Source organism: Syntrophobacterales bacterium, assembly GCA_019429105.1.
GTDB lineage: Bacteria > Desulfobacterota > Syntrophia > Syntrophales > UBA5619 > DYTH01.
This window is the reverse complement of sequence record JAHYJE010000052.1, coordinates 1-16,038: the sequence shown is the minus strand read 5'-3', so window position 1 is coordinate 16,038 and position 16,038 is coordinate 1. Positions and strand designations below refer to the sequence as shown.

General features: G+C 55.7%; 17 protein-coding genes. All 17 read left to right on the top strand.

Annotated features, from left to right (window positions below; translation table 11 throughout):
• Positions 1-870: cation diffusion facilitator family transporter (locus tag K0B01_13365; protein ID MBW6487129.1), on the top strand; the 870-nt coding region annotated here is incomplete at its 5' end.
• 82 nt (positions 871-952) lie between these two features.
• Positions 953-2,077 (top strand): efflux RND transporter periplasmic adaptor subunit, encoded by a 1,125-nt coding sequence (locus K0B01_13360; GenBank protein ID MBW6487128.1) that lies wholly within the window; start codon positions 953-955, stop codon positions 2,075-2,077.
• On the top strand, positions 2,061-2,870 hold the full coding sequence (locus K0B01_13355; protein ID MBW6487127.1) for an ABC transporter ATP-binding protein: 810 nt from the start codon (positions 2,061-2,063) through the stop codon (positions 2,868-2,870). The genes K0B01_13360 and K0B01_13355 overlap by 17 nt, the downstream gene beginning before the upstream one ends.
• The gene (locus K0B01_13350) at positions 2,867-3,625 is read left to right on the top strand and encodes an ABC transporter ATP-binding protein (protein ID MBW6487126.1); all 759 of its coding nucleotides are present in this window, start codon (positions 2,867-2,869) and stop codon (positions 3,623-3,625) included. The genes K0B01_13355 and K0B01_13350 overlap by 4 nt, the downstream gene beginning before the upstream one ends.
• A gap of 34 nt (positions 3,626-3,659) precedes the next feature.
• Positions 3,660-4,793, top strand: coding sequence for an ABC transporter permease (locus tag K0B01_13345; GenBank protein MBW6487125.1), 1,134 nt, complete (start codon positions 3,660-3,662; stop codon positions 4,791-4,793).
• A 2-nt stretch (positions 4,794-4,795) separates the two neighbouring features.
• Positions 4,796-5,917, top strand: coding sequence for an ABC transporter permease (locus tag K0B01_13340; GenBank protein MBW6487124.1), 1,122 nt, complete (start codon positions 4,796-4,798; stop codon positions 5,915-5,917).
• Positions 5,918-5,942: 25 nt separating this feature from the next.
• Complete coding sequence (locus tag K0B01_13335) at positions 5,943-6,854, top strand: ArsA family ATPase (protein ID MBW6487123.1); 912 nt, start codon at positions 5,943-5,945, stop codon at positions 6,852-6,854.
• A 197-nt stretch (positions 6,855-7,051) separates the two neighbouring features.
• Entirely contained in the window at positions 7,052-8,203 is a 1,152-nt protein-coding gene (locus K0B01_13330; protein ID MBW6487122.1) for a pyridoxal phosphate-dependent aminotransferase, read from the top strand.
• A 4-nt stretch (positions 8,204-8,207) separates the two neighbouring features.
• Positions 8,208-8,384 (top strand): hypothetical protein, encoded by a 177-nt coding sequence (locus tag K0B01_13325; GenBank protein ID MBW6487121.1) that lies wholly within the window; start codon positions 8,208-8,210, stop codon positions 8,382-8,384.
• A 116-nt stretch (positions 8,385-8,500) separates the two neighbouring features.
• On the top strand, positions 8,501-8,887 hold the full coding sequence (locus K0B01_13320; protein ID MBW6487120.1) for an endonuclease domain-containing protein: 387 nt from the start codon (positions 8,501-8,503) through the stop codon (positions 8,885-8,887).
• 388 nt (positions 8,888-9,275) lie between these two features.
• On the top strand, positions 9,276-9,887 hold the full coding sequence (locus K0B01_13315; GenBank protein MBW6487119.1) for a threonylcarbamoyl-AMP synthase: 612 nt from the start codon (positions 9,276-9,278) through the stop codon (positions 9,885-9,887).
• Between the two features lie 84 nt (positions 9,888-9,971).
• Positions 9,972-12,083 (top strand): Rne/Rng family ribonuclease, encoded by a 2,112-nt coding sequence (locus K0B01_13310; protein ID MBW6487118.1) that lies wholly within the window; start codon positions 9,972-9,974, stop codon positions 12,081-12,083.
• A gap of 12 nt (positions 12,084-12,095) precedes the next feature.
• Complete coding sequence (gene proC / locus K0B01_13305; protein ID MBW6487117.1) at positions 12,096-12,956, top strand: pyrroline-5-carboxylate reductase; 861 nt, start codon at positions 12,096-12,098, stop codon at positions 12,954-12,956.
• 27 nt (positions 12,957-12,983) lie between these two features.
• On the top strand, positions 12,984-13,778 hold the full coding sequence (locus tag K0B01_13300) for an alpha/beta hydrolase (GenBank protein MBW6487116.1): 795 nt from the start codon (positions 12,984-12,986) through the stop codon (positions 13,776-13,778).
• A 22-nt stretch (positions 13,779-13,800) separates the two neighbouring features.
• Entirely contained in the window at positions 13,801-14,100 is a 300-nt protein-coding gene (locus K0B01_13295) for a YggT family protein (GenBank protein MBW6487115.1), read from the top strand.
• A gap of 11 nt (positions 14,101-14,111) precedes the next feature.
• Positions 14,112-14,420, top strand: a complete 309-nt coding sequence (locus K0B01_13290) for a DUF167 domain-containing protein (GenBank protein ID MBW6487114.1) — start codon at positions 14,112-14,114, stop codon at positions 14,418-14,420.
• A 72-nt stretch (positions 14,421-14,492) separates the two neighbouring features.
• Positions 14,493-16,038 (top strand): murein biosynthesis integral membrane protein MurJ (murJ, locus tag K0B01_13285; protein MBW6487113.1); only part of this gene is annotated, 1,546 nt, incomplete at its 3' end.

Below are 16,038 nucleotides of genomic sequence, written 5' to 3'. Positions count from 1 at the left end.
GGCAGGGCCATCACTATCGGTCTCTGGATCAATGTAGTTCTGATGGTCGTAAAGCTGCTGTCCGGCCATTTCGGCCATTCCGAGGCGGTGTTTGCCGACGGGCTGGAAAGCGCGACCGACCTGCTGGCGATGGCAGCCGGGATGGCGGCGCTGAAGATCGGCAGCAAACCCTTTGACGATGACCACCCCTACGGCCACGGCAAGGCGGAGAGCATCGCCGCCTTCTTCATTTCGCTGGTGATTCTGGCGACTGGCGGCGGCATTTTATACGGGGCAATTACTACGATCGTCGAAAAAGATTACGGAAAGCCGGGCTTAATCGCCGTTGCTGCTGCCGTTATCACCATTGCCATCAAGGAAACCCTGTTTCGCTATACCCGGCGCATCGCCAAAAAAACTGACAGCCCGACGCTCGAAGCGATCGCGACGGACCATCGCAAGGATGCCCTCACCTCGATTGCGACCCTCGTTGGCGTCGGCGGGGCATATCTCGGCTTCTTATTGCTCGACCCGATTGCCGCCGGTCTTACCGCGCTATTCATCTTTCATATCGGCTGGCAAACACTCAGAAACGCCTCGAACGATCTGATGGACGGACAGCCCCCGGAAGGAATAATCACGGCTATAACAGATGCCGCCGCCTGCGTTCCCGGCGTTGATTGCGTCAACGAGGTGCGGATCAGACGCTCCGGGCAAAATCTGATCGTCGATCTGAAGCTGGATATGAATCCGCAACTGACGGTTCAAGAATCTCACGGAATCGGGAACCAGGTGAGAAAACTGATTTTCGAGCGATTTCCCCGCGTCGGCGACATCATGATCCATGTCCATCCGAGTATGGAGGAGCACGGAGAAATAAGCAGGCTTTGAGAAAAGAAGAGGAGGCCTCAAACTGAAAACGAAGTTTAATGTTCATAAAAAACGGGCCATTGTCATCTTTCTGCTGCTGTTTTTGGGAGCGGCTTTCTTCGTCTATTACGGCCAGAAAAAAGCGCGGGACGGGGAGCTGTTCTACTCCGGAACCATTGAGGCGACTCAGACCCACCTGTCCTTTCAGACGGGAGGAAGGTTACTCCGGGTAGCGGTGCGCGAGGGGGAGACCGTGGCCAAGGATGACGTTCTGGCCGAACTGGAGCCGGCGGAGTTTATCGCCCGTCTCGAACAGGCAAAGGCCACCCGGGAAAAAGCGCTGAAGGGCCGTGAGCAGGCAGAGGCAATTTTGAGGGTTTATCAGACGACGATCCCCGCCGAAATCGCCCGGGCCGAAGCGGGGGTGCAAGCGCTGCAGGCACAGCTTGACGAAGTCAGGGCCGGCGTCAGAAAACAGGATATCGAGCGGGCAAAGCAGGCCATGCAGAGCGCGGGCCTCTTCCTTGCCGACGCGAAGAAGAACCTTGCCCGCTATGACGCACTGTTTGCGAAGGGAACGATCTCGGAAAAGGAACGGGATGCCGTCCGCCTGCGCTACGAAACAACGCTTTCGGAATACGAACGCAGTAAAGAGACGTACGATCTTGCCCGCGAAGGAAGCCGCGCCGAAACGATCCGCGCCGCCGAGGCGAGGCTGGAAGAGGGCAGAGCCGCCCTGAATCAGGCAAAAAGCAACCTGCCGCGGATAAAGGCCGCGCAAAAGGAGGTTGAGGCGGCGGGAGCAGCCGCCCAAGCCGCCCAGGCCGCCCTCGCCCAGATGCAGATTCAGCTCGAATACGCGAAATTGAAGGCGCCCGGACCGGGCATCGTCACCAGCAGAAGCGTGGAGCCGGGCGAGGTGATCGCCCCCGGCGAGGAGGCGCTGACTCTCGCCGATTTATCGAGGGTGGATCTGAAGATCTTCGTTGACGAAACCGAGATCGGCAAGGTTAAGCCGGGGCAGAAGGCCTCTGTCGTCATCGACACGTTCCCCGGTAAAACCTTTGCGGGAACGGTAACTTTCATCTCCCCGGAGGGTGAATTCACCCCCAAAATCATCCAGACCAAGAAGGAGCGGGTGAAACTCGTTTACCTTGTCAAAATCTCCATCCCCAATCCCCGCCTGGAATTGAAATCAGGAATGCCCGCCGATGCCCGCCTCCGCTAAAATAGGGGAGGGGTCTGAGCCCTATCTATCGTCCCTGTTCTCCGCCAAACATGTCTCGTACCGCTTCGCGGCGACGGCGGCAGTGCAGGACGTATCGCTGGAGTTCGAAAGCGGGGGCATCTTCGGTCTGGTCGGCTCCGACGGCGCGGGAAAATCGACGCTGCTGCGCATGGCGGCAACGATGCTCAATCCGACTGAAGGAAACATCACGATCGACGGCCTCGACACTGTCTCCGACCGGGCGCGCATCAAGAGTCTCATCGGCTACATGCCGCAGCGCTTCGGGCTTTACCAGGATCTGACCGTCGCAGAGAATATCGATTTTTTCCTGGATATCTTCGGGATTTACGGCGCGGAGAGGAAGGCGCGCAAGGCGCTTTACCTCGGTTTTTCGAACCTGCTGCCCTTCACCGACCGGCCGGCGGGAAAGCTCTCCGGCGGCATGAAGCAGAAGCTGGGGCTTGCCTGCGTGCTCGTCCACGAACCGCGGCTTCTTATCCTCGATGAGCCGACCAACGGCGTCGATCCGGTCTCCCGTCAGGAATTCTGGGAAATCCTCGGCAGGATGCGGGCCAAAGGGATGACGATCCTCGTTTCCACGGCCTACCTCGACGAGGGCGAGAGGTGCGACAGGATCGGGCTAATGCATCGGGGGAAGCTTCTGCAAACGGCGGCGCCGGCGGAAATCCGCCATGGTTTCACCAACCTCGAAGAGGCGATCATCGCTAAAATCAGGGAGGTGGAACTAGACCTTGCCCAAAACGCGTTCAACGTGGAGAAAATGCCGCAATGACAGCCTCCGTTGATAACGGCAAAGCGGCAATTATCGTGGAAGGGCTGGAAAAGCGCTTCGGCGAGTTCACCGCCGTCGCCGGGATCTCTTTTTCCGTTTACAAGGGCGAGATATTCGGCTTCCTCGGGGCGAACGGTTCGGGGAAATCGACGACCATCCGCATGCTCTGCGGGCTTATCGCGCCAACCTCGGGAAAGGCAACCGTTGCCGGCTATGACATCGTGACACAGACGGAAGAAATCAAACACTCGATCGGCTACATGTCGCAGAAATTCTCCCTCTACGAGGATCTGACCCCATTTGAGAACATCCGTTTCTATCTGGGCATCTACAGCGTGCCCGAAAAGGAATGGGCGCAGAGGATCTCCTGGGTGCTTGAAATGACGCAGCTCACCGCCGAGCGCAACCGGCTGACCAGAGAACTCCCGCCGGGCTTGCGGCAAAGGCTCGCCCTCGGCTGCTCGCTTATCCACCGCCCCCGGATTCTCTTTCTCGACGAGCCGACCTCCGGTGTTGACCCGCTTTCCCGACGCCATTTTTGGGACTTCATCCGCCAGCTTGCCGCCGAGGGAATAACCATCTTCGTCACGACGCACTACATGGATGAGGCCGGCAACTGCGGCCGCATTGTCCTGATCAACGAGGGACGTATCGTCGCCTCGGGCAGTCCGGCCGAGATCGTCCGCGGCGCCTGCCCGGAAAAACCGGATGCAGACTTGAACGACGCGTTTATCAAGTTGATAAAACAGGAATAAATTAAAGGGTTTTAGACCCATTTCTGATTAAAATATGAAGACAAAAAACATCACAGCGATCGCCCGCAAGGAGTTTTACCATCTGCTCCGGGATTTCCGCAGCCTCTATCTGGCCTTCGCGATCCCTCTGCTCTTGATCCTGCTGTTCGGTTACGCGCTCAGCCTCGACGTGAACAATATCGAAACGATCGTTGTCGATCGCGAAAAAACCGATCTGAGCCGGGATTTTATCAGAGGCCTCGAAGCCAGCCCCTATTTTCAGATTATTGAACGGGCCGACAGCATGCAAGCGGTGACCGACGCCCTCGACCACGGCCGGGCGCGTTTGGCCATCGTCATCCCCGTCGGCTGGACTGCCAACCTCCGGGCGGACCGGAAGACCTCCATGCAGGTAATTATCGACGGCAGCGACCCCAATTTCGCAGGCATTTCCAACTCCTACATCAGCGGCTTTATCGCCCGCTACAACGGCAACCTGCTGGCCGCTTTTCTCGACCGGCGCGGGATGCAAAAGATCAAACCCCCCGTCAATCCGCAGATCCGCGTCTGGTTCAACGAGGAGATGGAAAGCCGCAACTTCATCATCCCCGGCATCATTGCGATCATTGTCATTATCGTCGCGGCCCTCTTAACCTCGCTGGTTATTGCCCGGGAATATGAAAACGGGACAATGGAAACGATCCGCTCCCTGCCGATCGGGGCGGGGGAATTTCTCCTCGGCAAGGCCGCCCCCTACTTTCTTATCGCCTTGACGGACGTTCTTGTCGCGGTGCTGATGGGGCAGATGCTCTTCGGGATCGTCATGAAGGCGAGCTTCTGGCTGATGATTCTCGCCTCTTCGCTCTACATCGCCGTCGCGCTCACTCTGGGGCTCTTGATCTCGTCGGTGACAAAATCGCAGATGACGGCGAATCAGACGGCGATCCTGATTACCTACCTGCCGTCCATCCTCCTTTCCAATTTCGTTTTTCCGGTAACCAACATGCCGGTGATTCTGCAGGCAGTAACAAAGATCGTCCCGGCTACCTATTACATCGACATTCTCTCCGGCATCTATCTGAAAAACCTTGGCTTTGCCCACCTCTGGCCCGACCTGCTGGTTCTGCTGGCGATGTCGTCCCTGCTGGCGCTGCTCAATTATCTCGTTTTAAGGAAAGAGGGGTTCTGACGATGGGCTGGCTTCGCATCCGGGAAATGGTCCGCAAGGAATTCATTCAGCTTTTCCGCGACAGGACGGTCCGCTCGATCATCGTCATGACGCCGCTTATCCAGCTTCTGGTTTTCGGCTATGTGGTTAATTACGATATAAAAAATATCCGCGTCTCCCTGATTGACGAGGCTAAGACCAGGGAGAGCCGGCTTTTGCTCGACTCCCTGACGGCCGGCGGCGTCTTCAAAATTACCAGCATCCCCGCCTCTGTAACAGATATGGAAAAGCTGTTTCTGGATGGCAAAGCCGACCTCGGAATCCGGATCCCTCCCGACTTCAGCAGCCTGATCCGCCGGGGAAAAACCGCCAATATCCAGGTACTGGCGGATGGCGGGATGAGCAACATGGCCGCTGTCCGGCTCGCTTATCTGTCAACGGTTGTCGACCGCTTCAACGCCTCGCTGATCCACGAGCTCTACAACCGCGATCTTTCCTACGGACGGATAGACGCCCGCATCCGCACCTGGTACAACCCCAACACGGACAGCCAGAAATTCTTCGTCCCCGGCATCCTCGCCTTCATCATCATGCTGATCTCGATGCTGCTCACCTCGATCGCCATTATCCGGGAAAAGGAGGTCGGCACGATGGAGCAACTGATCGTCACCCCGATCAAGCCGCTCGAACTGATCATCGGCAAAACTATCCCCTATATCGTCATCGCGCTGGGGCAGGCGGTGGTGATAACGCCGCTCGCCATCTTCTGGTTTGACATCCCCCTTGCCGGCAGCGTTGTGAACCTCTTCCTGGCCGCCTGTCTCTTTCTATTGAGCACGCTGGGCATCGGACTTTTCATCTCGACGGTCTCGAAAACGCAGCAGCAGGCGATGATGACGACCTTTTTCTTTCTGCTGCCGTTTTTCATGCTCTCCGGGTTCGTCTTTCCGATCTCGAACATGCCGGTTATTGTCCAGTGGCTGACATACTTAAACCCCCTGCGCTATTTTCTGGTGATCATCCGCGGCGTCTTCCTGAAGGGAGTGGGAATAGACGTTCTGTGGGAGCAGTACGCCGCGCTCGCCGGGCTCGGCATAGTCGTTTTTGCCGGAGCGATCAGGCGCTTCCACAAACGTCTCGAATAAAATTATCAAAAGGAGATGCAATAAGATGAACCTTCAAGCCCCCAAAACAATAACATCCATCCAGCTTTTCACCGGCAAGGGAGGGGTCGGAAAAACAACCCTTTCGACCGCCTGCGCCCTCGGTTACGCGCAAACGAGACGCACGCTGCTGCTTTCCACCGACCCGGCTGGATCTTTGGGAGAGATATTCGGCCGTGATTTCCAGGAGCAGGCTGTAACGGTGGCGCCAAATCTGGACGTCGTCGAGCTTTCCCGCCAGGCTGTGCTTAAACTCTGGCACGAAAAATTCGCCGACGACATCTTTACCGTCCTTTCCGCGTTTTTGCCGGTGGAGAGGGACATCCTCGACTATATCGAAGGTGCGCCCGGCATTGACGAGGAATTCATGCTCTCCTATCTGCTGGACGTTCAGCAGTCCGGAAAATATGACATCATTATCTGGGATGCGGCCCCGACTTCGACCACGCTGAAGCTGCTGGAGCTGCAAAAGCTGTTCTATGCGCACCTGACCGACGCGCAGAAGATTTACCTGAAGTTCAAGGGCCTGTTCAAAGACGCCAACCCGCTGGAACTTATCGGCCAATGGCGGCAATTGACGCAGGATGTAATCACGATGCTCAAAAACGAGACATCCGCCTGGATCGTTGCGAACCCGGAGCGCCTGCCGGTAGAACAGGCGCTGTTGATCGCCGCGGCGCTGGCGGATTTCGGCATCAATGTTAATGGCTACATCATGAACAAGCTTCTTGCTGAAGAGGTCTGCGAAGGTTCCGATTTTCTGGAAAAGAAGTTCCGCGCCCAGCAGCGCTGGCGGGAAAATCTGGCCTCGCGCGCCCGCTTGCCGATTATCCAGGTTAGAGAATTGACAGGTGATTTGACCAATCCGGAAGAACTGCTTTTACTTTCGAAAAAACTGGACATCTCATCTTTCCCATGAAACTCCTTTGACGGCACTCCGTCACAAGGGGGAATGAAAATTGAAGGGAGAACCCATTCCCTCCCTACCCTCTCCTTGAAGGGGAGGGAAACTGGATGTAATGGTTTAAATAAGTTGAGATTGCATTTCCGGGTGAAAATGAGCAAAATGGCTCAAATAGAGAGACTTTAATTATCAAGATCGGGGGTTTAGAGGCTATGATAAATACAATCGCAAAAAGGGCACAGGACATCCCTCCGTTCATCGTCATGGATGTACTCGAGGAAGCGCAGCGGATGGAGAGAAGCGGGACGGATATAATTCATCTCGAAGTCGGCGAACCGGATTTCGACACGCCGGACTGCATAAAAGAGGCGGGCCTGCGCGCGATGCGCGACGGGCAGACCCACTACACCCACAGCCTGGGACTCCTCGAACTCCGGGAGGCAATCTGCGAACATTATCTGGCAAGATACGGGGTTGCCATTTCACCCGACCAGGTGCTGGTCGCCTCCGGCACCTCGCCGGCAATGATGGTGCTTTTTTCGACCCTGCTCGAGCAGGGAAACGAGGTCATCATCTCTGACCCGCATTATCCCTGCTATCCGAACATGATCAGTTTCTTTGGCGGCTCGCCTGTCAACGTGCCGGTTTACGAAGAGGACGGCTTTCAACTGTCAGCCGACGCGATCCGGGGAAAAATGACAGACAAAACCCGCCTGATAATGATTAACTCCCCTTCCAACCCGACGGGCAACATCCTCGGCGAAAAACGGATGACCGAGATCGCCGCCCTCGGCATTCCGGTCATCTCCGATGAGATCTATCACGGTCTCGTTTATGAGGGCAAAGAGCGCAGCATCCTGGAATTTACCGATAATGCGTTCGTTTTGAACGGTTTCTCGAAGGCCTACGCGATGACCGGCTGGCGGCTCGGCTATCTGATTGTCCCCCCGGCTTATGTGCGGCCAATGCAGAAAATCATCCAGAATCTCTTCATCTCCGCCAACGCCTTCGTCCAGTGGGCCGGGGTTGCCGCCTTGCGCGAGGCGGGGCCGGAGGTAACCCGGATGAGGGAAATATATGATCAGCGCCGCAAATATATAACCGGCAGACTCTCCGAGATGGGGCTCGGCATCCGCGTGGCGCCGACCGGCGCCTTCTATATTCTCGGAAACATCAAGAAATATTCCAATGACTCGTACAAGATGGCCTTCGATATCCTGAAGCGGGCCCACGTCGGCGTCGCCCCCGGGATCGATTTCGGTCAAAACTGCGAGGGTTATTTGCGCTTTTCCTACGCCAACTCCGTAGAGAACATCCGCGCCGGGATGCACCGGCTCCAGAAATATCTGGGGGAGCAGTCCTGAAAATATGCACGCAAAAAATCAGATAAACCTGAAAACCGTTAAGGAAATTAGGGCTGAGGAAAAGCTTCTTCAGGAACGGGTGGATGAGCGCGGGGTAAAATGGCGAATGGTCTATCTGGGGGGCGGGGATGGAGGCGCGAAAGAAGCAGTGCGACTACCGGAACAAGCGGCTTACATTTAAAGAATCCCCTCCTCCGGCAAGGAATACAATTCCCCTCCTCCGGAGGGGTGTCAGTCGAAGACTGACGGGGTGGTCTGACGGGGTGGTCTGACGGGGTGGTCTGACGGGGTGGTATTATGAGAGCAACACAAAAATATAAGTCCCTACCCTATAATCCCGCACTTCGCGGGCGCGCAAAAGAATTGCGCAAGGCGGGAATATTACATGAAGCACTTTTTTGGAGCCAAATTAAATCCGGCAAACTTAACGGGCTGGATTTTGATAGGCAGAAGATCATTGGCAACTATATTGTAGATTTTTATTGTGCCGAAAAAAATGCCATTATTGAGATTGATGGTTCGTCACACGATGGCAAAGAAGAATACGATAAACAAAGAGATGATTTTTTGATATCCTTGGGCCTAACCGTGATTCATATTGGCGTTGCGGATGTGTTGAATAATATGGAGGGAGTTCTGGCACTTTTAAAGAACCACCCCGCCCTGACGGGCACCCCTCCATAGGAGGGGAATAAAACAACCCCGGACGGGCACCCCTCCATAGGAGGGGAATAAAACAACCCCGGACGGGCACCCCTCCATAGGAGGGGAATAAAACAACCCCGGACGGGCACCCCTCCATAGGAGGGGAATGAAATATGACAAAGTGTATTACCATCGCGTAAAATTTGCAAAGCGCTGCGGTGGCTGAATATGTGCCCGCGTGTTGTGCCGCGACGTCGTACCGGAGCGACAAAACCTGGAGCTCGGCTTCGTAAAGCCGGGGCATAAAGCTTTGATGACGGCATTCGTCCCTGCCGAGGATACTCGATGAATTATGGTTGCTCATCGCCTTTGTTTCTGATAGATTACCCAACTATTATCGGGATATTTATTCGAACGGGCTGAATTTATGCTGATCGCCATCAACAACCAGAACCCCCAGTTGCGGCTTGTGCGCCGGGCGGTGGAAACGATTCGCGCGGGCGGGATCATCATCTATCCCACCGACACGGTCTATGGAATGGGGTGCGATCTGTTCAACAAGAAGGGCATTGACCGGATTTATGAAATCCAGCGGCGCGACCGGAAAAAGCCGCTCAGCTTTGTCTGCGCCGATCTCAAGGACATCAGCCATTATGCAAGGGTTACCGACGAGGCTTATAAAATCATGCGCCGCCTGCTTCCGGGGCCCTACACATTCGTCCTCGAAGCCTCCCGGATAGTGCCCAAAACCATCCTGCCCAAAAGGCAGACAACGGGCATCCGGGTCCCCGACAACCCCATCTGCCAGGCCCTTGTCGCCGAGCTGGGTTCGCCCATAATCAGCGCCAGCGTCAAGGATGAAGACGGGGAGCTGCTGAGCGACCCGCGCATCATCGAAGAACTCTTCGGCAAAAGGGTAGATATGATCATCGACGGCGGCATTATCGTCGCCAAACCTTCGAGTGTCATCAGCATTCTGGAGGAAGGACCGGAGGTGCTCCGAGAAGGAAAAGGCGACGTATCGGCCTTTCTACAATAAACAGGCGATTTGAGGACGCCGCACGAAGCTGCGACCCGGGTACAGACCGCCACAAAAAATAACCTCTTAAGGAAAAGGACATGTATGAGTAAAAAAATGCTGATCAACGCCGTCCACACCGAGCAGAAGCGCATGGCGATCGTGGAAGACGGCAAACTGGTCGAATTCAACATCCAGATGGCCGTCCGGGACCCGATAACGGGGAATCTTTACAAAGGGATCGTGATGAAGGTGGAACGGGGGCTGCAGGCGGCTTTCGTAAATTACGGCGGCAAGAAGGACGGATTCCTGCCGCTGCGGGACGTAAGCTCGAACAACTATGCGGAAACTAACGGCTCTCATGAAGGCCCGCGCCAGACGCTCAAGCCGGGGCAGGAAATATTGGTGCAGGTGCTCCGGGAGGTCAGCGAACGCAAGGGCGCCCTTCTTACATCATATATATCGCTGCCGGGACGATATCTGGTAATGCTTCCCAATAAGGAAAGCAGCGGCATCTCCCGGAAGATCGAAGACGAGGATGATCGCAAGCGGCTCAAGGAGCTGATTGAACAGATCAAAACCGAAGAGGGAATGGGATTCATAGTCAGAACCGCCGGGATGAACCGCACCAAGCAGGAGCTTTCCCGCGATTACCAGCACCTCTTCCGGTTGTGGACGGAAATCCAAAAAAAGGCCGCCGAACTCGCCGCCCCGGCCTTGATATATCAGGAAAGCGCCTTCGGGGTTCGTTCGCTCAGGGACTATTTCACAACCGACATAGATGAAATTCTTGTTGACGACGCAGAAACGTTCCGCCAGATGAAAACCTACTGCAAGGCGGTTGCGCCCCGTAATCTGAAGATAATAAAATTAGACAAGGAAAAAACGCCTCTTTTCGACAAACACCAGTTGGAAGAGCAGATTCGCGTCATCTACCAGGAACGGGCCGATCTAAAATCAGGCGGCTATCTGATCATCAACCCCACCGAGGCGATGATCACCATCGACGTCAACTCCGGGCGGGGCTCCCATAAACGCAACGTCGAGGAAACCGCCTACCAGACCAATCTGGAAGCGGCGGAGGAGATTGCCCGTCAGCTCCGCCTGCGCGACCTGGGCGGGCTGATCGCCATCGACTTCATCGACATGATGGACCAGAAGCACAACGCCGAGGTGGAAAAGGCCTTCAAAAAGGCCTTGACGATGGATCGGTCGCGCATCCAGCTTGCCCACATCTCCAAGTTCGGGATACTTGAACTCTCCAGGCAGAAGAAGCAATCCACCATCCAGGAGATAAGCTACACGGCCTGTCCTTACTGCCATGGCCGGGGGATGCGTCCTTCCCTTGAATATATCGCGCTCAACGCCTATCGCAAGGTGGAGACGCAGGCCGTAAAGGGACTGGCCGCCGAGATAAAGGCAAGCGTACACAATGAGATAGCCGATTATTTGCAGAACCAGAAAAGGGCAGAAATCAGCCGCCTGGAGGCAGATTACGACCTGTCAATCCATATCTACGGCAGCCACGATGCGACCTGGGAAGAGTGTAAAATTGAGGCGACGAAGCGGGACTTGCCGCTCCCTTCCGAAACAGCTCAATCAAGAAATGCCGACGCCGCGGAGAAAGAAAGCAAAGAGGCGGAAGAGCTGGCGGAGGCAGAGGGGCTTGAAGAAGAAACGGAACCGGAGATTTTCCGCAACGATAGCCATGAAGAGGAAAAACAAAAAGAGGCAAAGCTTCCAGCCAAGCCGGACATGAAAAAGCGCCGACCCAGCCGATCAGGGAAAAAGGCCCCTCAGGCGCCGCCTGAACGACAGGAGACGACGACTACCGAAAAACCTGCGGCTGTTGCCGCCATTGCTGTTGCTGAAAGCAGCGAACCGAAAATCGAACCGGCACTCGAACCGGCAGTCGAACCGGCGAAGAAAAAATCCCGCCGCCGTCCTCGCCGCCGCCGCAAGACGCCGGCAGACTTATCATCCACCACAGCGCCAATGACAATCACGGCCGCCGCCCCCCCCGAAGAAAAAAGGCAGGAAACGGAGGCAGTTAAACCTCCTCCCCCGGCGCCCACCAAAAGCGTAATATCCACCCAGTCCGCAGCGAGAGGCGCGTTTGCAAAAAACAGACAGACTGAAAAAAAAGAGAAGTCCCTCCTCGATGATCCTCTCAATAAACTGAAAAAGGTCTTTGAGGAATTCGACGATAACGACTAAAAAGGGGAAAAGATGTTAAAAGGAAAGAAAATCGCCGTAATCGGCGGCGGGGTAATGGGCGGGGCTCTGGTGCAGGGAATAATTTCCCTGAGCGCCGTAAATCCTCACTCTTTGACCGTTGCAGATACCGATGAGGTGCGGCTGCAAGAGCTTGCCGACAGACTGAAGGTATCGGTTACAACCGACAATCGCGAAGCGCTGCGCGGCGCCGACGTGCTCTTGCTGGCCGTCAAGCCCCAGAAAATGGAGGAGGTTCTCGCCGGGCTTGACGCCTCACTGGCGCCCGGGATGACCTGCATCACGATCGCGGCGGGGATTGCGACCTCCTTTATCGAGGAGCGCTTGGGAAAAGGGGTGCGGGTCATTCGCGTTATGCCGAACATGCCCGCCCTGATCGGCGAAGGGGCGGCGGCTCTCTGCCGAGGTTCTTTCGCCACAGCTTACGATATGCAGTTGGCACGGGGAATTTTTGAGGCCGTCGGCATAACCGTAGAGGTCAAGGAAGAACTGATGGATGCAGTCACGGCGCTCAGCGGCAGCGGTCCTGGCTACGCCTTTTTCATTATCGAGGCCTTCGCCGAAGCGGGAGTCCGAATGGGATTTGACCGGGATGTTTCACTGAAGCTGATCGCCCAAAGCCTGATCGGCTCGGCAAAGCTCTGCCTGAAGGGGGAGAAGACCCCCGCCGAGTTCAGAAAGATGGTCGCCACCCCCGGCGGCACCACGCTTGCCGGCCTGAAGGTGATGGAGGACGGAAAACTCAGGGAGATGATCTCCGCGGTCGTTGAAGAGGCGACCAAAAGATCAGCCGAGTTGGGGGGCAGGAAATACACGCCGCCCCCAACTGCCCCCGGCTCATCTTCTGAAACCTGATTGACTTGATTTCATAAAGGACTGCTTATGCTGAACGAGGCAAATGTGGAAGGACGAAAAATCACCTTCTGGGGCAACGATGGGGGTTTCTACCCGCAGCGGCGAACCCTTGTTTTCATCCACGGCTCAGGCGGCACTCACGAGGATTGGAATGAGCAGCTTGCCGCCTTGCCGAATGACTTCAATATCGCCGCGTTGGATCTTCCTGGTCACGGAAAATCGGAGGGGCCGGGGGAGCAGGATGTATTTGCCTACGTCGCGTTCGTCGAGAAATTCTTAGAAAATGTCGGCATCGTCCAGCCGGTTCTGATCGGCCATTCGCTGGGCGCGGCAATCTGCCTGAGCTTTGCGGCCAAATACGGCGACCAAGCCGCCGCCATTGTCCCGGTCGGCGGAGGCGTCCGCATGCCGGTCAATCCGCTTATTCTTGACGGCTTGAAGAATAACCCCGCCGAAACTATCGCCGCCATCGCCAAATTCTCTATCACCAAGGCCAACCGAGCAAGATTCGCTGCGCAACTCGTGGACGCTATTTCCCGAACGAAGAGCGAAACGATCCATGGCGATTTCACCGCCTGCAACAGACTTGAGCTAACCTCTGCCATTGAAGGGATAAGGGTTCCGACGCTGGTTGTCTGCGGGGCAGAAGACAAGATGACCCCCCCGGCCCTGTCCGAGTATCTGCAAGATCACATTCCCGGGGCAAGGCTTGCCTTGATTCCGGCAGCGGGGCATTTTGCAATGCTGGAAAACCCGAATGAATTCAATATTGCGCTGACTGATTTCGTAAATTCGCTGCCGAAACAGCAAGTTGAATCTTGAAATATTTTTAAGGAGCATCCACATGTTTATACTTGGTAATTTTATCGCGGCCATTGCCCGCATCCTGGATATTCTTCTCAATATCTATATGTGGATTATAATTATCCGCGCGGTCTTGTCGTGGGTAAATCCCGATCCCTACAATCCGCTCGTCCGCCTTATCCATCAGTTGACAGAGCCGGTGATGGCGCCGATCCGCCGTCGGATTCCCCTGCGGGGAGGCGGAATGGACTTTTCCCCGCTTGTTATCCTGCTGGCAATCGTCTTTCTGCAGAGCTTCCTGGTATCGAGCCTGCTGCAGCTTTCCCACTATTTGCGCTGACGAAGCCCCTCATGATCCCCTTAAGTAAAACCGAAGACGGCGTTCTTTTCCATGTCCGGGTCGTGCCGCGGGCATCCCGTTCGGAGCTTGCTGGCGTTCAGGATGATGCCCTCAAGCTCAGGATAACGGCGCCCCCTGTAGATGGCAAGGCAAATGAAGAATGCATCCGGGTGCTTGCAGATTTTTTCGACGTAAAAAAACGACAGGTGACGATTGTCAGCGGCCATGCCTCCCGCACCAAGACGATCGCCATAGCGGGAAAGAGCAGCGGGGAAATAGCCGCTCGCTTGGAAAAACTGCCAACTAAAAATGGCGAATGAAACACTCAAGACGGCACGCCGTCATAAAGAGGGATAAAAGCGGCCATTAAATCTTTTTCGGGAAGCTTTTCCATGTCTGATAAAAATCGTTCAGAAAATTCTCAGGTTGTCCGGGCGGCAGGCGTTGTGGGGATGGCGACGCTGCTTTCCCGTCTTTTCGGGTTTCTTCGGGACATGATCGTCGCCGGCCTCTTCGGCGCCGGCCTGGCCACGGATGCCTTTTTTGTCGCCTTCCGAATCCCGAATTTGCTGCGGCGGCTCCTCGCCGAGGGGTCGCTGACTGTCTCTTTTGTCCCGGTTTTCACTGACTATCTGAAGAAGAAAAACCGGGAAGAGGCGATGAGGCTCGCCAACGTCGCTTTCACCGCCCTGTCCATCCTGCTGGTTGCCGTTTCGCTTGCCGGGATCATCCTTTCCCCGCTGATTGTAGCGGCAATGGCGCCTGGCTTTGTCAAATCGCCGCCCCGTTACGAGCTGACGGTTTACCTCACCCGGCTGATGTTCCCGTATATCTTTTTCATCTCCCTTGTCGCGCTTTGTATGGGGATTCTCAATTCCCTCCGCCATTTCGTAGCGCCGGCTATCGCCCCGGTGCTTTTGAATATCTCGATCATTCTATCAGCCTTGTTTCTTCGCAATCTTTTCGATCCCCCGATAGTTGCGCTGGCCGCAGGCGTTGTGATCGGCGGCGTCCTGCAACTGGCATTGCAGGTCCCCTTTCTCCTGCGCCTGGGGGTCAAACTGAAGGCTGATTTTCACTTCCGCCATCCGGGACTGAAAAGGGTGGCCATGCTGATGCTCCCCGCCGTCTTCGGCGCGGCCATCTACCAGATAAACATCTTCATCGGGACGATTCTCGCATCGCTGCTGCCCACGGGAAGCGTCTCTTTTCTTTACTATGCGGACAGGATTGTCGAACTCCCGCTCGGGGTCTTTGCGATCGCCGTCGGCACAGCAACCTTGCCCAGTTTCTCGGAACAGGTCTCCCGGGGACAATTCGCTGAACTCAAAAAAACTCTTTCCTTTTCGCTCCGACTGCTGCTTTTTATCACGATTCCCGCAACCATCGCGCTGATCGCCCTGCGCATTCCAATCATCTCGGTGCTTTTTGAAAGAGGCGCATTCAATCTCAATTCGACCATCCAGACCTCGCGGGCGCTGCTCTGCTACAGTATCGGCCTCCCCGCCTTCTCCGTCATTCGCATTATCGTCGCGGCCCATTACTCCCTCCAGGACACAAAATCGCCGATGAAGGCCGCGATCGTCGCCCTGCTCGTCAACGCGCTTTTGAGCCTCGCCCTGATGTTCCCGCTGAAGCACGCGGGGCTCGCCCTGGCGACATCAATTGCCTCTGTGGTTAATGTCGCGATGCTCTGGGTCATTCTGAGAATCCGCATTGGCGAGTTTCTGGATCGAGACTTCTACCGCTCGTTAGCCAGAACCGGTCTCTCCACGCTCGTAATGCTGGCGGTGATAATTTCGCTTGATTTCATCTATCCTTGGAACACGGCCAATCCCTTTAACACAAGGCTGATCTATCTCTCCCTGTCAGTCGTGACCGGCGCCGCCGCCTTTTTCATCTCCGCCTTCTTCTTTCGCAGCCAGGAAATTGCCGCGG

Bases quoted from the DNA above. Each gene is read 5' to 3' on its own strand.
- K0B01_13355 (MBW6487127.1), top strand. From the start codon at position 2,061: ATGCCCGCCTCCGCTAAAATAGGGGAGGGGTCTGAGCCCTATCTATCG.
- K0B01_13350 (MBW6487126.1), top strand. From the start codon at position 2,867: ATGACAGCCTCCGTTGATAACGGCAAAGCGGCAATTATCGTGGAAGGG.
- K0B01_13345 (MBW6487125.1), top strand. From the start codon at position 3,660: ATGAAGACAAAAAACATCACAGCGATCGCCCGCAAGGAGTTTTACCAT.
- K0B01_13340 (MBW6487124.1), top strand. From the start codon at position 4,796: ATGGGCTGGCTTCGCATCCGGGAAATGGTCCGCAAGGAATTCATTCAG.
- K0B01_13335 (MBW6487123.1), top strand. From the start codon at position 5,943: ATGAACCTTCAAGCCCCCAAAACAATAACATCCATCCAGCTTTTCACC.
- K0B01_13330 (MBW6487122.1), top strand. From the start codon at position 7,052: ATGATAAATACAATCGCAAAAAGGGCACAGGACATCCCTCCGTTCATC.
- K0B01_13325 (MBW6487121.1), top strand. From the start codon at position 8,208: ATGCACGCAAAAAATCAGATAAACCTGAAAACCGTTAAGGAAATTAGG.
- K0B01_13320 (MBW6487120.1), top strand. From the start codon at position 8,501: ATGAGAGCAACACAAAAATATAAGTCCCTACCCTATAATCCCGCACTT.
- K0B01_13315 (MBW6487119.1), top strand. From the start codon at position 9,276: ATGCTGATCGCCATCAACAACCAGAACCCCCAGTTGCGGCTTGTGCGC.
- K0B01_13310 (MBW6487118.1), top strand. From the start codon at position 9,972: ATGAGTAAAAAAATGCTGATCAACGCCGTCCACACCGAGCAGAAGCGC.
- proC (MBW6487117.1), top strand. From the start codon at position 12,096: ATGTTAAAAGGAAAGAAAATCGCCGTAATCGGCGGCGGGGTAATGGGC.
- K0B01_13300 (MBW6487116.1), top strand. From the start codon at position 12,984: ATGCTGAACGAGGCAAATGTGGAAGGACGAAAAATCACCTTCTGGGGC.
- K0B01_13295 (MBW6487115.1), top strand. From the start codon at position 13,801: ATGTTTATACTTGGTAATTTTATCGCGGCCATTGCCCGCATCCTGGAT.
- K0B01_13290 (MBW6487114.1), top strand. From the start codon at position 14,112: ATGATCCCCTTAAGTAAAACCGAAGACGGCGTTCTTTTCCATGTCCGG.